The organism is Novisyntrophococcus fermenticellae (assembly GCF_018866245.1).
Taxonomy (GTDB): Bacteria; Bacillota; Clostridia; order Lachnospirales; family Lachnospiraceae; genus Novisyntrophococcus; species Novisyntrophococcus fermenticellae.
The window spans coordinates 2,765,177-2,779,675 of record NZ_CP076458.1; the positions used below are offsets into that span (position 1 = coordinate 2,765,177).

A 14,499-nucleotide genomic window follows, 5' to 3' on the forward strand; every position below is an offset into this window, starting at 1 on the left:
CCTTTCCTGCAGCTTTATGCCTTATTTGAGTAATTCCACTGAGGGCCCTTCAAGTGAACTTTACTATACATTAATCATAGATCCTTCTTTCCACTATCACAATTGTACATTTCTCATATTTCTTTCACATTTGATACTTTTTCACAGTTTAAAAGTAGGCTGCCACATCACGCGGCAGCCTACTTTATATTCACAGAACTGTCTTCTGTTCATTTCAGTGCTCTTTCTCAGCTCTATTCGTTTATTCTTCATGCACTTTCAGGAGCAGCATACCACATTATTTTATTCGATTCAATCACTACTTTACATTTTTCGCAGGGGGATATATTATAATACTAGTATAGGCGGCATTAAATAACTTGCTGATTCGATGAGGATGATTTCGTGAGAACCGTGATGGAAAAACAGCTATGCAGATATAATAGCCGGTGCTGTAAAAGAGGAACCATGACTAACAGAAAATATTGTAGTGTAGGGAAGGAAACCCCGTATGAACTTGGAAAAAATACACCATATTGCAATTATCGTATCAGACTATGAAGTGTCAAAAAAATTTTATACAGAGCTTCTCGGATTTAAAGTAATCCGGGAAAACTTTCGGGCGGACAGGGGGGATTATAAATTGGATCTTGCGCTGGACGGATGTGAACTGGAACTATTCTCCGGTAAAAATAATCCAAAACGGGCAAGTTACCCTGAAGCATATGGCCTGAGACATCTTGCCTTTTTTGTGGAGGATATGGATGCAGTAATAAAAGAGCTAAACCGAAAAGGAATCGAGACAGAGCCTGTAAGGGTGGACGAGTTTACAGGTAAAAAGATGACTTTTTTTAAAGATCCGGATGGGCTTCCATTGGAGCTGCATGAATAAGTAACAGATAAAAAAGAGAAAGGCGTATTATAATTATGGAGAATAAAATCACAAGAGAAGAAGCATTTACGTTACTTAAAAAGTATAATAAGGAACCATTCCATATTCAACATGCCCTTACAGTAGAGGGTGTTATGCGCTGGTATGCCAATGAACTGGGATACCAGGAGGAAGCTGAATACTGGGCGATCACCGGTTTACTGCATGATATTGATTTTGAACTTTACCCCGAAGAGCACTGCAAAAAGGCGCCTGCGCTTTTGAGAGAAGGCCATGTGGGCGAGGACATGATTCACTCTGTTTGTTCTCACGGTTTCGGCATTTGCAGCGACGTAGAACCGGAGCACGAGATGGAGAAGGTCTTATTTGCAGCAGATGAACTGACCGGCCTGATCGGTGCTGCAGCTTTGATGCGGCCTTCAAAAAGCGTAATGGATATGGAAGCTTCCAGCGTAAAAAAGAAGTTTAAGGACAAAAAGTTTGCAGCAGGATGTTCCAGAGATATCATCCGGCAGGGGGCGGAAAATCTTGGATGGGAGTTAAATGATCTCTTTGAAAAAACCATACTGGCCATGCGTTCCTGTGAAGAAAGTATAGGCAGGGAGATGGAAAAGTATCACTCATAGTTACTTACTTCTTTATTTTCCAATCTGTCCTTCAATCGAATTTACATTTATCATACAAGTGTCCGAATATGTTTTGTTGTCAATACAAAAAAAAATCAAGAAGGGGCTGCGCACTGCTGATTTTAATCAGCTAGTGCGACAGCACCTCTGGGGTGACATACATTTTCATTCTATTCTTCATATTAATTTCTCCTCTTCCACTCCTTTTTAGTACACTTTTGTGTTCCATTGCATTTTTCGTGGAATATCGCAAGAAAAGCTTTGTCAACTGGGCGAAACAGTTACAGGAGAAAATTGAAAATGATACGCAGAACTTTACAGATGAGGCCCAGCATCAGGAAGCCGTCACAAATGTGGCAACTGAGCTGGAAGATATCAAAAATCATTTGGTAGATGATCGTACGGCCGTAACACGATATAGAAAACAATAAATTTTGTTATTGACATATGTCACTAAAGTCGTATAATAATATTGACATATGCCAATAATGAAGTTGGGGGAAATGAGGTGATAAAATGGCAAGACCCCGGAAGCATCGGCGTGTATGTTCACATCCACGATGCACCAGCTTCAAGCCATGCGGAAGGGATGGACAGGCAGTCTCAATGACCCTTGACGAATATGAGGTTATTCGCCTGATTGACTTGGAAGGATTAACCCAGGAACAGTGTGCGGAACAGATGGAGGTTGCCCGGACCACGGTTCAGGCGATTTATGCCAGCGCCAGAAAAGCACTGGCTCAGTGTATTGTTGAGGGACGTCCTCTACAAATTGGCGGCGGCGATGTGCACATTTGCGAGCACCATACTCCATCCTGTGGCAAAGGCTGCTGTAGATGGAAAGATTCACAAAGCGAAACGTAAGGATTGAACTTTTTGCAAATGGAGGAAAAAGCATGAGAATCGCAGTAACATATGAGGACGGAAAGATATTTCAGCACTTTGGCCACACGGAACAGTTTAAGGTCTATGACATTGAGGACGATAAGATTCATCTGACTTCCATGTTAGATACAAATGGCAGCGGACATGGTGCATTGGCCGGCATGTTGAAGGAAAACAGGGTTACCACCCTGATTTGCGGCGGGATTGGTGACGGTGCGAAACGTGCCTTGGCTGAAGCCGGCATTAAGTTATACGGCGGCGTTTCCGGAGATGCAGATCAGGCCGTTCATGGCTTACTGGCCGGCAGTTTGAAGTACAATCCTGATGTGGCGTGCAGCCACCACGGTGAACATCATCACGAAGAAGGGCATAGCTGCAGCGGCCACGGTGAACACCACTGTCACGTATAATCGGAAAATATAATTTTCGCCTTCGTTTATTAAAAACAGCAGCACCTGCTCTTCCGCTCAGGGAATGATAGGTACTGCTGTTTTATTCCAGATAATTTCAAAAATGATTGACTACAGAATCCCTCGACCTCCAGTACAAACTTTTCGGTAATCAATTCCGAGAGAAATTCCTCAGCGCAATCAAATCCTTTATATCACGCAATATGTTATTGTTTACTTATCGCAAAGTGGAATTAAAAACTCAGCTTCAGTGGCCATGGAAATGCCAATCTCAACACCATCAGGTACAAGCCCATTTATTGTAGGTTAAATAGCATGAAAACGCTCTCATAAAAGAAAAGGTGTATCAATACCTGTTGCTTCTCCTACTGGTATTTGTTCAGATATGGAAACCTTTGTGGTCAAGCCATAATACAGCTCCTGCTTCTCTATGCGCTTCCGAGTAATCTCAATCACAATACCATCGGCGATAAGGGGAATATCTTCATCTATCTGTACATAACGAAGCTGTAGGTCAGGCTTGTTCATCTGGTTAAGCGGAATCAACTTTACACGGTATTCGTCCGGGGTAATACCAAACGTTTCCTTAAATGCCCTGGTAAAATTGGCATGTCCACAAAAGCCATATTCTGTAGCAATATCTATAATCCGCTTCGCATTTTTAAGAGCCTGTGCGGATTGTGCCAACCTTCGCAACCGTATATACTGGGACACCGATTTTCCCACGAGCCGCTTAAACAGCCTTTGGTAATAGTATGGGGACAAACCGGCTATATCTGGAGGATGATTTCATGAAATCCGTGATGGCAAAATATAGCCGTAGCGGGCTGCGGCGAGGCTTTGTCATTTTCGGCAATGGCATAAAATCCTCAATCTGCCCTTCCTTGATCTCTTCAATAAGGTCTCGTTTTCTCACTCCATCCAATCTCTGACGAACTGGAAATTGCGGGATTCTACTGCACTGTAAATCCAGTCCATACAATATGGTTATATTGCATTACATCATTTGCTTTTTTCATGCCAAGCTTTTCATAGAATGGAATGGCATTTTCATTTGCTATCAGATATACCGCAATATCCTTTTCACCACCCGCTTTATCATGCGCAGCTTTCATCGTAAACGCAACGATTAGGAAAGTTTCTTTCAATTCACATCATATGGATTTTATCCTTTACACAATTTATCTGATTCTTTTTTCCTTATGCTGCTAACACTTTACGTATTTTAATTTTTCTGTTTCTTACATATATGTGACTGTTTCCGAAGTTTTTTTACGCTGTGTATGCGTGGCAAGCGCTCCTGTTCCTTCCGCTGCATAACCGATGTCAAGAATCATAAGCACCTCCTCATTATCAGGAAGTCCCAATTCTTTCGCAGTTACTTCCGGATCAAAGAAATTAACCCAGCAGCTCTCAACTCCTGCTGCCTTTGCAGCCAACATCATATGGGTTGCAACAATGGTTGCATCCTCAATTCCAGAATCACGTTTTTCACCGGGATAAGTAAATACATTGTTCTTATCAAATGCCACAACGATAACAATAGGGGCTCCATATCTGCAGGGAGTCACCTTGTCAATTTTCGTAAGTCCATCCTGCGACTGAACAACATAGATGCGCTGCTCCTGGAGATTTTTTGCTGTTGGTGCCAGCCTTCCCGCTTCAAGGATTGCCTCCAGTTGTTCCTTAGCAATCGGACGCTGATCAAATTTTTTACAAGCATAACGATTCTTAATTACTTCAAAAAATTCCATTTTATTTTCCCTCCATCTATTTTAATAATCTCTCGGAATCTCTAAGCCAGTAAATTCAAGGCTTTCAGATCCCTTTTTTATTAAAATCCCCCACTTTTTTGTCAAAAAACACTTGACAGTTTACTCGAAAAATGCGGCGCTTCGCGCCTATTGATCAATAAGTACCGTTCGCTTGCGGGCGGCACACATTTTTCGATTGGAGGCGATTTTTTGTTACCTGTTAACTCTGGCGGTCATTCCGCCTATCAAGACTTTGTTCTTGAAAATCTTCGTAAATACTATCCTAATCCTGATTCTATTGCTCGTTCTACCTGGGATATCATTGATCGGTTTTGGAACCTTGACCTTTCCTTCACGGATGAATTCATGAGAGATAAATACTCCGTTTTTGGACCCAAACCAAGAACCCCTTCCTGCATGCAGCGTTCCTATCTGTTGTCGATTGATTTCAAAGTATCTTCGCTGACTGATTGGGCTGCTCAACTTAAAATCAACCCTCTCTATGCCATCTTAAGCGGCTTTGAATTCGGTGACACTCCTGGTGTTGGCACCTTTTATGATTTCCTAAATCGCTTATGGGATTCCGATGATAATCATCTTTCTCCGCATATACATCCTCTCAAGGCGAAGGTAAAGAAACCTAAGACAAAAGGTACCAAAGCTGATTCTGTTGAAAAGGTCAAAGTGGAACAACTACTTCCACAATTAGAGAACACTGCCTTTGACATCAAGGATCAACCATATGGTTCTCTTTTCCTCCTTTATCAAAAAGAAATCCTATATCAGTCTGTTTCCAAAGGGCTTATCGATACCCAATCACTTGCCCTGGCTGGCGACGGAACTCCTGTCGTAACATCTCACAGAGAGCGTAAACATCGTGTCTGCAGCTGTGCTTCTAAAGGCATTACTGACTGCAAATGTGACAGATATTTTTCTCAGCCTGATTGCGATATCGGTTGGGACTCATCCAGAGATTGTTCTTACCACGGCTATGACCTTTACATGCTCGTCGCTTCAGAAAGCGATCTGCCAGTTTTTCCATTGCTTAATCCAGCTTCAAAGCATGATTCACACGGATTTTTGCTTAACTTCTTCAGAATGAAGAGTTTTCTTCCTGACTTTACTATCACAAAGATGCTTCTGGATTCTGCACACGATGCAATGCCTTACTATGAGTATTTCAGACGGGCACATATCACACCTTTTATTGATTTGAATGGTAAAGGTGGCGTGAAGCTGCCTTACAAGGACGACTTCACCATTGGCAAAGATGGGGTTCCTGTATGCAGAGAAGGCAGACGTATGAACCATGATGGCTCTGAGCCTTCAAAATATCGTGTGAAATTCAGATGCCCTTTAGCCAGCAGAAAATATAGCTGTTCCTGTGAACACCCCTGCTCTGATTCTAAATATGGAAGAACCGTACATGTGGCAATGAAGGATAATCCAAGACTGTTTAATATTCCACCTCGTGACTCTGATGAATGGAAACTTGAGTATCATGCAAGAACTTCTGCAGAACGTTCGAATAAACGTGAGAAATTAGACTTTAAATTAGAAGACGGCAGACACCGCTCAACTAAGATGTGGTACTGCCGCCTCTATCACATCCTGATGTTACAACATCTGGATGCCTGGGATATGCCTTTTGAATCCGCCCTGCGAAAGTTGATTCTACAAGCAGCATAATCCGTTTTTATTATAACAAATTTTTTAGGCATAGCGACAGTTATGTCTATTTCTCATACTCTTTTTTTATTTCATGGATAATATTTACTTTTCAATGTCCTGTTGCCAGCAGTGCTGGCATGATCAATCAGAATTCCGAGAGATCATTTTATGTTTTGCCTTAACATCCTGATTTTTTTCTTTACCACCATTATAAAATGAAGATAAAAGTTTCGCAAGGCACAAAATAATAATAATGGTTTAAAAAATAGCAGCTAATGCTTAGCGTCATCTTTTTGCCTGCTCCATACAGCTTTTAACCGCCTCTTTTATCGCCTCGCTGGTAATGGTCGCTGAACTGACTGCATCCACTTCAAATGTCTGCTCTTCTACAACCTTTTTCTGCAGTTCATCAATTACTCTTCCGCCAATTTCTTCCGTTTCATTTTCATCTGTTACAATTACAGATAGAATCGAATCCTTGTCAAATTCCACTTCCACCACCACATCTCCTGCATACCCCGCCCCGGAAGCAGTATAAGTTCCTGGTTTATAAATCCCGGAGGAATTACTGCATCCGGCAAATATTGCCGCCATACACAGACCAGCCACAACTAAATTTATTCTTTTTCTTACTGTAATCACGCTCTTCATTATGAAATCTCCTCTCTTCCCTTTTTCTTTATCCTCTCACCGTCAAACGTCTGTCCATGTACCCCATAAGGTAAAAATACAGGTACATTCAGCTTTGGATGTTGTATGACTTCCGCTTCTACCTCAAAGACCTCCTGAAGCATCTTCGATGTAATGATTTCTTCCGGCATACCAAAACTGTATTTCTTCCCGTCCTTTATTGTTACGAGATAATCTGAAAACATAATGGCATGATTCAAATCATGTAAAACCATAACAACAGTTATGCCCTGCTGTATATTAAGTTCTCTCAAAAGCTGCAGTATCTCCAGCTGATGTGAGATATCGAGATAGGTTGTTGGTTCATCCAAAAAAAGGATTCCTGTCTTTTGAGCCAAAGCCATGGCAATAAAAGCTCTCTGTTTCTGTCCTCCTGATAATTGCTCCACATTTTTCCCCGCCAGCTCTCTCATATTGGTACAGTCCAATGCCCATTGAACGATTTCTTCGTCCTTTACCGTAAGACCTGACAGCCCTGACCGATGTGGAAAACGTCCATATTCCGCCAGATCTCTGACTGTGATTCCCGAAGGAGTCTGGGTTTCCTGGGGGAGTAGTGCCAGTCTTTGCGCTACCTGTTTTGCCGACATTTTTTGGATATTTTTTCCTTCCAGATATACCTCTCCGCCGCTTGGCGAAAGCAGCCTGGACATAGCCTTCAAAATCGTGGATTTTCCGGAACCATTGGCACCTATCAATGTCGTAATTTGCCCCTCCGGGATTTTAATATCAAAATCACGAAAAACAGGCGTATTATTATATCCTGCAGATAATTTCTGCGCCGTTATACAATCATGCATCCACATTACATCCTTACATCTGCTTTCCAAGTAAGTACAAAAAATACGGCGCTGCCAGAACAGAAATAACAATCCCCACGGGTATTTCAACGGAGGGAATCAGGCACCGCCCCAATGTATCCGCCAGCAAAAGTAAAAGTCCTCCTGTCAGCATAGACGCCAAAAGAAGTACCCGGTGCCTGGCACCTGCAAATTGCCTGGCTATATGAGGAGCTACCAGTCCGATAAAGCCAATCCCTCCGCTGACGGACACACAGCTCGCCGCCAGACCTACCGCCGACAATAAAAGAAGTTTTCTCTCTCTTTCTATCGAAACTCCCAGCGCTCCGGCTGCATCTTCCCCAAGAAAAAGCAAGTCTAAAACATTTGCCCTTGAGAACAACAGAGGAACCATTACACGTAAATATGGTATCAGAGACTTAACCTGATGCCAGCTTGTTCCCCATATATTCCCGGAAAGCCACCGGGTCACCAGCTGATAGCTGCTGTTTTGCATATTTGATGACATAATAAGCATCAGGGAAGAAAAGCCTGCCGATACGCCGATTCCTCCCAGCAATAAATAAGCAGGCCTTATTTTCCCGTTTCTTTTTGAAAACCGGTATAACAGAAATGCGGCCAGAAGGCCTCCTGCCATAGCAAACAGCGGCTGATACAACATAGTTTTTACATGCAGGGAAGGAAATAGGATAAGGAAAAGCATTACCATAAAACCCGCTCCGGCGTTAATGCCGAGAATTCCCGGATCTGCCAGTGGATTTTCAGTGACAGCCTGAAGTGTACATCCGGAAAGAGCCAGCCCCATGCCGCAAAGAAGCGCAAGAATAATTCTGGGCAGACGGATCTGCATACGGACAATGGATAAGCTGGAATATCCCAGATTAAAAGATAAAAACACAGCTGCAAGGATCGCGGTCAGAAGAGCAGCTAAAACTAAAGCTTGTCTTTTCCTTGTCATAAAACAGCTCCTTTTCTTTGCCACGTGAGTCCCAGGAAAACAGGAACCCCGATTGCCGATACCAATGCACCTACAGGGGTATCGAAGGGTGCGTAGATCATTCTGGCAGCAACATCGGCGAGTACCAGCAATATAGCCCCCATAAGTGCCGATGCCGGAAGCACTCTGCGGTAATCTGCTCCTACAATCCGCCGTGCGGAATGGGGCACAATGAGGCCCAAAAAAGAAATTCCCCCTACCAGAGATACACTGGCTCCCGCCATGATCAAAACAGTGCCGATACCCAGCAGCTTCACTGAAATAACATTTATCCCAAGCCCGGCGGCGCTTGCCTCCCCCAGTGCCAGCATGGACATTCTTTCTCCCAGGAAAAGACTTGTAATTCCGGCTCCCATAATCCATGGAATAACTATGACAAGCTGGTTCCAGGTAATTCCGGAGAGGCTTCCGGCAGTCCAGAAAGACAATTTTTTGGATAACCCAAAGGTAAGGGATATGCCCTGGCTGAGAGCCGTCAAAAGAGCGGAAACGGCAGAGCCTGCCAGGATGAGACGTATGGAGCTCACCTTATGATTTCCCATCCCTATGCCATATACCATGATAGCAGCCCCGGCTGCCCCGATAAATGCGAGAAGCATAGTTCCCATAGACGAAATGGATGGGAAGGCAACCGCCGAGAGGGCCACCAGAAATCCTGCCCCTGCATTGATTCCCAGGAGCCCTGCGTCAGCCAGGGGATTTCTGGCAGTTCCCTGCATAACTGCTCCGGAAAGAGCAAAAGCCGCCCCTGTAAAACAGGCGGCCAGAGCCCTGGGCATCCGCATTTCCAACATGATTCTCCCCATCTCAGAAGAACGATCCACAGAAGTCAGAGTATGGAGCAATATTTTGAGGTTTCCTCCGGCGACACCGATGCTGATTGAAAACAAAAGGGACAGGAGCAAAATAAATGCCAGACATATGATGAAACACACATATGCCTTCTTCTTTCCCCGCCGGGTCCTGTCCTGTTTTCTACTCCACATTTGCGTGATTAATGATTGCATCTGCCAGTTTCTCCATATAAATCAGTTTACCGCCCGGCGTATAAGCCATATTGTACTGAACATCATTTTTTCCGTAGTATACGTTTCCGTTCTGTACAGCATTCAAATTCTGCCAGGTAGGGCTGTCCCCTGTGTCTCCTACATTCCCGTCATCGCTAAAGAAGAAAATATGATCTGCATCGATTTTTGAAAAGTACTCCGCATCTACTACTTCACCCCAGACATCCTCAGGCACTCCAGATGATGGTGTGAGTTTCAGTTCATCATATACGAGCTCTCCCGGACCTCCCGTGCGGTAAACATAATAAGAACCAAAGTGTACGGAATTCGCCTCCAATACAGCAAAAGTCTCATCTCCTGCAACCGCCTTCACCTTTTCGGAGAGTTCAGAAGCCTTTACATCGTAATCCTCCAGCCATTGATGGACTACATCCTCCTTGTCAAACCACTCTCCAAGCTGCTGGAAACGTCCTTTCCAGTTCACATAATTAATGTTATCATCAATCATGGCCGTTGGAGCAATTTCCTTAAGCTGATCGTACACCTTGTCATGGCGGATATTCATAAGAATCAGATCCGGCTTCAGCTCTGCAATTTTCTCAAGATCCAGATCTCCGACAGAGCCTGAATAGTTTCCCACTATCTCCACATTATTTTCCGTAAAGTACTCCTGAAGATAGTCAGGCACAGTTGTCCCGTCAAACATGCTGGTATTAGCTGAGCCCACAAATGGAATCCCCATGGCAATCAGCTCGTCTGCCGAACCGGATACATCTACAATGCGTCGGGGATCGGACGGTATTTCAACGGTTCCTTTCATGTCCTTTATGGATATGGTATCTTCCCTTTCCTTTTGTTCTTCTGTCGTTTCAGTTAATTCTTTATCTGTCTGCGGATCCTTTGACCCATTCTGGCAGGCAGTCATTAAGGCCGCCAACACACAAATCAGAAGCAGTGCTCTCTTTTTCACCTTTTTCCTCCTCGATAATAAATTTATATTGACTAGTTAGGCATTGCTAACTATAATAGAATATAACATACGTTTGATTTTTTCTTCCCCCAGGCGGACTTTTTCAGTCCCCCTGCGGAACAATTTGAGGTTCAGAACAATGTCTTATTTACCATTAACATTTGAAACATCAGAGATTTTTCCCAGGAAAAGCATCACCCTGCGCCCGGGTGTACATATTATGATGTCCTCCGGTATTCCGGAAAGCAATTTAGAGAGAAAAACCGGAACAACCTCTTCCATATTTGAATTGTCTTATAGCAGGCGTGATGCCTTATATGGGGAAGTCGGCCACAGAACTGTGGAGCTGAAACCTGGATACGCTTCTCTTGGCTTCTTAGATCAGGCCTGCGGGCATTCGAAATATGACATCGGCATAGACATACGCCTATATTCTATATGGATAAGCCCCTCAGTCTTCAATGATTTCTGCCGGGCCGCAGGCGGCGGCGGTACGGCCTTTCAATCATTTCAGCATGGAACCTACTATAACTGTAATTTTAAGACAAGCCCAAGGGAAGAAAGTATTTTATATAAGCTGGATGACTTTTTTAATCATGAGACAAAGGAGATGAACCTTCTCTTTCTGGAAAGTCAGATTCTTGAATTGATGTCATTGAACCTGGAGCGCCTGTTTGGCAAAAGCAATGCAGAACAGGCGGAAGTTTCTCTGTCCAGGTCTGATATGGACAGCCTGATTCTGGCCCATGAAATACTATTAAGCCGTTTGGAAAATCCTCCGTCCCTGCTGGAGCTATCCCGGCTGATCCATATGAATGACTGTAAATTGAAACGGGCCTTCAAGTACTATTATAATCAGACTGTTTATGAATTTATCCGGAACCAGCGTCTGGAAAAAGCATTTTCTTTAATTGAGGACCAACATTTGAATGTGAGCCAGGCGGCTTTTTCAGTAGGATATACAAATACCGGACACTTTTCTCAGTCATTTTTCAGCAAATTCGGGATTTATCCAAGTCAGCTGGTGCGAAAATAATTTCAGATTCTACTTCGTGAGTATCTTCCTCTATAAAGTCAATCACTGAATTTAAAAGTTTCATGGCATAGGGATCTTTTACCGATCCGATATTCTTCGTTTCTGTCAGTTCTGTCACTTCTCCGCTGTTTAAAAATCTCTATGTGATATACCATAAAACATTATTCCTCCTTGCAGTACTCTGCGAGTTCCTTTTGACATTCCAGAGTAGACTCTGTCCGGTTTCCATCTTTACCAAAATACAATATCTTCTGGTAGGGAATACATATCTTTGTACTCTCTCCATTCTCCATCCATGTGCAGGACGCTTTCACCTTTAGGTTGCCAATTTTCGTATTCATACTATAAATAGTATCGCTGCCCAACTGTTCCATGGACAAGATATCTGCCTTCAGGCATATTCCTTTCTTTTCATCCTCTGTCAGAATAATCTCCTCTGGTTTGACGGCAATGTATTTATTCTTATACTGGATTACATTTGACGGAGGTGAGCCAATAAAACCTGCGACAAAGATATTATCAGGGTTAGTATAAATACCTTTCGGTGTACCCTGCTGACTTATAACACCGTTGTGTAATATAATGATATTGTTCCCCATAGACATTGCTTCCACCTGATCATGAGTGACATAAATAAACGTCGTCTTAAGTGACTTATGAAGCATTGATATTTTTTCTCTCATCTGGTTTCTGAGTTTTGCATCCAAGTTTGACAATGGTTCATCCATTAGAAATACCTCCGGCTTTTTAACGATCGCTCTTGCAAGTGCCACTCTCTGTCTCTGGCCTCCTGACATATGAGCCGGTCTTTTCGCCGACTGGTCAGCCAGATCCACCATCTCAAGAGCTTCCTCCACCATCCGTTTCCGCTCAGGCTTTGGTATCTTTTTCACTTTAAGTCCGTATTCGATATTCTCAGCGGCAGTCATATGTGGATATAGCGCATAGTTCTGAAATACCATGGCAACCCCTCTGTCCTTAGGCTCTTCCTTCGTTACATTCTCATCACCGATATATATATCACCGGAATCAGGTTTTTCCAACCCCGCTACTATACGGAGCAGGGTTGACTTTCCACATCCGGATGGACCTAATAGTACAGTAAATGAGCCGTCAGGGATATGAATTGATATGTCCTTTAATACTTTTATATCTTTGAAATCCTTGATAATATTCTCTATAGTAACATTTCCCATCTACTCATCTCCATTCATGTTAGTAAGCAGTCTCTTTAAGGAATCTAATTCCGCTTTTTTAATATCCAGCGTGGCAAGATACCCTGATGCACCGCCATATTTCTCGTCAAGATAATCAAGAGTTTCTTCCATCTCTGCAGAATCCGACTTCAGAAGATGTTCCGGCATAAAATATCCCTTCTTTTTCATCTGCTCTTTCATAATATGGAACACCGGCTCCATGTTTTTTGCACTTGTTTCATAATCACTGACGATGACCCTTTCATCTACATCCGCCAGACTCAGGATCAGCATTGCTATGACACCGGTTCTATCCTTACCCGCAGTACAGTTAAACAAGGTACAGCCACAGGTATTTTTACTGATCATTCTGAGAACCTGTGCAATCTGCTTACGGCTACCCTCTAATATTCTGATATATATCGAACACATAGATTCAGGAAAATCCCTTTGTATTTCGTTCGATTGAACATTATCATATAGCGGAATGGAGTGATACATGGCTTCATTGTTTAAAGCAAAAACACTCGGCTCTTTTTGGATCTCATAGGGGCTTCTTAAATCAATAACGTAGTTTACTCCCTCCCCATAGCTTAAAAGCTTTTTCACATCCTCATCGTCTAATGCATGAAGACTGTCCGAACGAAGAATACGTCCTTTCATCAGTTCACAATTATTTTTATTAATATAGCCGCCAAGGTCTCTCACATTATAAGCATGTGATAAGTTTAATGGCCTTGATACTTCCTGAATTGTTTCCATTTATTTAATACCCCATTTCATAAAAGAATCAACAATGTTGCGCTGCAACACAAGATAAATAATAAGAATCGGCAGGCAGGATACTGTGGTTGCCGCCATCATGGAGCCCCACATATTTACATCGGCACCTACAAAGGATTTAAGTCCGATCTGAATCGGTGCCTGTTCCAGCTTCTTAGTTATCAGCATAGGCCACATATAATCATTCCACGAATTTATAAACAATATGATTCCCAGAGATGCAACAGAAGCCCCCATGCTTGGAAGAACAATGTTTTTGAGCACCTGAAGCTCACCGCTCCCATCCATCCGTCCTGCATCAATAAGTGCCTTTGGAAAAGAGGCAAATGCCTGATACATAGATATGCACGCAAAGGAGGACGCCATATAGGGAAGAATAATCGCAGTAACAGTTCCATTTAATCCCCATTCATTTATCTGCACATAGTTTGGGATCATAATCGCCTGAAACGGAACCAGCCAGGTCAGGGTAAACAAGCTGTACAATATCGTCTTACCGGGAAAATCCCAACGGACAAGTCCATAGGCGGCAAGTACTGCCACAATCAACTGAAATACTGTTTGAACAGCACTGTTTACAAATGAATTTACAAGCATTTTGCCAATTGGCATCGCCTGGAATGCATATTGATAATTCTCAAACTTCAGGTCTTTTGAAAACGGCAGATAATTAAAAATCTCAGGGTCGCCCTTTAATGAGGATATTATCATCCAGTAGATGGGGAATACTGCAATAAAGGACAAGAGCATTAGTAAAAGGTGCTTTAGTCCGGTAAATACTCTCTTTTTAATCATAAACACCT

Annotated in this window: 18 protein-coding genes; 7 read left to right on the plus strand and 11 right to left on the minus strand. The window is 42.9% G+C overall.

Features of this window, described 5'->3' with window-relative positions; translation table 11 throughout:
• The first annotated feature begins 490 nt into the window (after positions 1-490).
• From gloA2 to KNL20_RS12740, 5 genes are all read left to right on the plus strand, one after another.
• On the plus strand, positions 491-871 hold the full coding sequence (gloA2, locus tag KNL20_RS12720) for an SMU1112c/YaeR family gloxylase I-like metalloprotein (protein ID WP_230398106.1): 381 nt from the start codon (positions 491-493) through the stop codon (positions 869-871).
• A gap of 35 nt (positions 872-906) precedes the next feature.
• A complete protein-coding gene (locus KNL20_RS12725; protein ID WP_230398107.1) occupies positions 907-1,497 on the plus strand; it encodes an HD domain-containing protein in 591 nt (196 codons plus the stop codon).
• Between the two features lie 239 nt (positions 1,498-1,736).
• Entirely contained in the window at positions 1,737-1,928 is a 192-nt protein-coding gene (locus tag KNL20_RS12730; protein WP_230398108.1) for a hypothetical protein, read from the plus strand.
• An 85-nt stretch (positions 1,929-2,013) separates the two neighbouring features.
• The gene (locus tag KNL20_RS12735) at positions 2,014-2,361 is read left to right on the plus strand and encodes a DUF134 domain-containing protein (RefSeq protein ID WP_230398109.1); all 348 of its coding nucleotides are present in this window, start codon (positions 2,014-2,016) and stop codon (positions 2,359-2,361) included.
• Between the two features lie 32 nt (positions 2,362-2,393).
• On the plus strand, positions 2,394-2,792 hold the full coding sequence (locus KNL20_RS12740; RefSeq protein ID WP_230398110.1) for a NifB/NifX family molybdenum-iron cluster-binding protein: 399 nt from the start codon (positions 2,394-2,396) through the stop codon (positions 2,790-2,792).
• Positions 2,793-3,119: 327 nt separating this feature from the next.
• Here KNL20_RS12740 and KNL20_RS12745 read toward each other — a convergent pair whose 3' ends face one another.
• From KNL20_RS12745 to KNL20_RS12755, 3 genes are all read right to left on the minus strand, one after another.
• Positions 3,120-3,557: a helix-turn-helix transcriptional regulator gene (locus tag KNL20_RS12745; protein ID WP_268966517.1), complete on the minus strand. Its 438-nt coding sequence runs from the start codon at positions 3,555-3,557 to the stop codon at positions 3,120-3,122.
• A gap of 188 nt (positions 3,558-3,745) precedes the next feature.
• Positions 3,746-3,940: a hypothetical protein gene (locus KNL20_RS12750; RefSeq protein ID WP_230398112.1), complete on the minus strand. Its 195-nt coding sequence runs from the start codon at positions 3,938-3,940 to the stop codon at positions 3,746-3,748.
• Between the two features lie 93 nt (positions 3,941-4,033).
• Positions 4,034-4,546, minus strand: a complete 513-nt coding sequence (locus KNL20_RS12755) for a nitroreductase family protein (protein ID WP_230398113.1) — start codon at positions 4,544-4,546, stop codon at positions 4,034-4,036.
• Between the two features lie 210 nt (positions 4,547-4,756).
• On the opposite strand from KNL20_RS12755, the gene KNL20_RS12760 reads away from it, so the two are divergent.
• Positions 4,757-6,235 carry a hypothetical protein gene (locus KNL20_RS12760; RefSeq protein ID WP_230398114.1) on the plus strand — a complete coding sequence of 493 codons (1,479 nt, stop codon included), beginning with the start codon at positions 4,757-4,759 and terminating at the stop codon, positions 6,233-6,235.
• Positions 6,236-6,502: 267 nt separating this feature from the next.
• Here the strand turns inward: KNL20_RS12760 and KNL20_RS12765 are convergent, their stop codons facing one another.
• Genes KNL20_RS12765 through KNL20_RS12785 form a run of 5 tightly spaced genes read right to left on the minus strand, consistent with a single transcriptional unit; the run spans position 6,503 to position 10,681 of the window.
• Positions 6,503-6,868, minus strand: a complete 366-nt coding sequence (locus KNL20_RS12765) for an FMN-binding protein (RefSeq protein ID WP_230398115.1) — start codon at positions 6,866-6,868, stop codon at positions 6,503-6,505.
• Complete coding sequence (locus KNL20_RS12770) at positions 6,868-7,707, minus strand: ABC transporter ATP-binding protein (protein ID WP_230398116.1); 840 nt, start codon at positions 7,705-7,707, stop codon at positions 6,868-6,870. The genes KNL20_RS12765 and KNL20_RS12770 overlap by 1 nt, the downstream gene beginning before the upstream one ends.
• A gap of 13 nt (positions 7,708-7,720) precedes the next feature.
• Positions 7,721-8,665 (minus strand): FecCD family ABC transporter permease, encoded by a 945-nt coding sequence (locus tag KNL20_RS12775; RefSeq protein WP_230398117.1) that lies wholly within the window; start codon positions 8,663-8,665, stop codon positions 7,721-7,723.
• Positions 8,662-9,711, minus strand: a complete 1,050-nt coding sequence (locus tag KNL20_RS12780; RefSeq protein WP_230398118.1) for a FecCD family ABC transporter permease — start codon at positions 9,709-9,711, stop codon at positions 8,662-8,664. Before KNL20_RS12780 ends, KNL20_RS12775 begins: the two co-directional genes overlap by 4 nt.
• The gene (locus tag KNL20_RS12785) at positions 9,680-10,681 is read right to left on the minus strand and encodes an ABC transporter substrate-binding protein (RefSeq protein ID WP_230398119.1); all 1,002 of its coding nucleotides are present in this window, start codon (positions 10,679-10,681) and stop codon (positions 9,680-9,682) included. The genes KNL20_RS12780 and KNL20_RS12785 overlap by 32 nt, the downstream gene beginning before the upstream one ends.
• A gap of 139 nt (positions 10,682-10,820) precedes the next feature.
• On the opposite strand from KNL20_RS12785, the gene KNL20_RS12790 reads away from it, so the two are divergent.
• Positions 10,821-11,717: a helix-turn-helix domain-containing protein gene (locus tag KNL20_RS12790; RefSeq protein ID WP_230398120.1), complete on the plus strand. Its 897-nt coding sequence runs from the start codon at positions 10,821-10,823 to the stop codon at positions 11,715-11,717.
• A 161-nt stretch (positions 11,718-11,878) separates the two neighbouring features.
• Here KNL20_RS12790 and KNL20_RS12795 read toward each other — a convergent pair whose 3' ends face one another.
• From KNL20_RS12795 to KNL20_RS12805, 3 genes are read right to left on the minus strand one after another with little or no spacing between them, the layout of a single operon-like run.
• A complete protein-coding gene (locus KNL20_RS12795) occupies positions 11,879-12,913 on the minus strand; it encodes an ABC transporter ATP-binding protein (protein WP_230398121.1) in 1,035 nt (344 codons plus the stop codon).
• Complete coding sequence (locus tag KNL20_RS12800; RefSeq protein ID WP_230398122.1) at positions 12,914-13,675, minus strand: tyrosine-protein phosphatase; 762 nt, start codon at positions 13,673-13,675, stop codon at positions 12,914-12,916.
• Positions 13,676-14,491 carry a carbohydrate ABC transporter permease gene (locus KNL20_RS12805; protein WP_230398123.1) on the minus strand — a complete coding sequence of 272 codons (816 nt, stop codon included), beginning with the start codon at positions 14,489-14,491 and terminating at the stop codon, positions 13,676-13,678.
• Positions 14,492-14,499 lie beyond the last annotated feature (8 nt).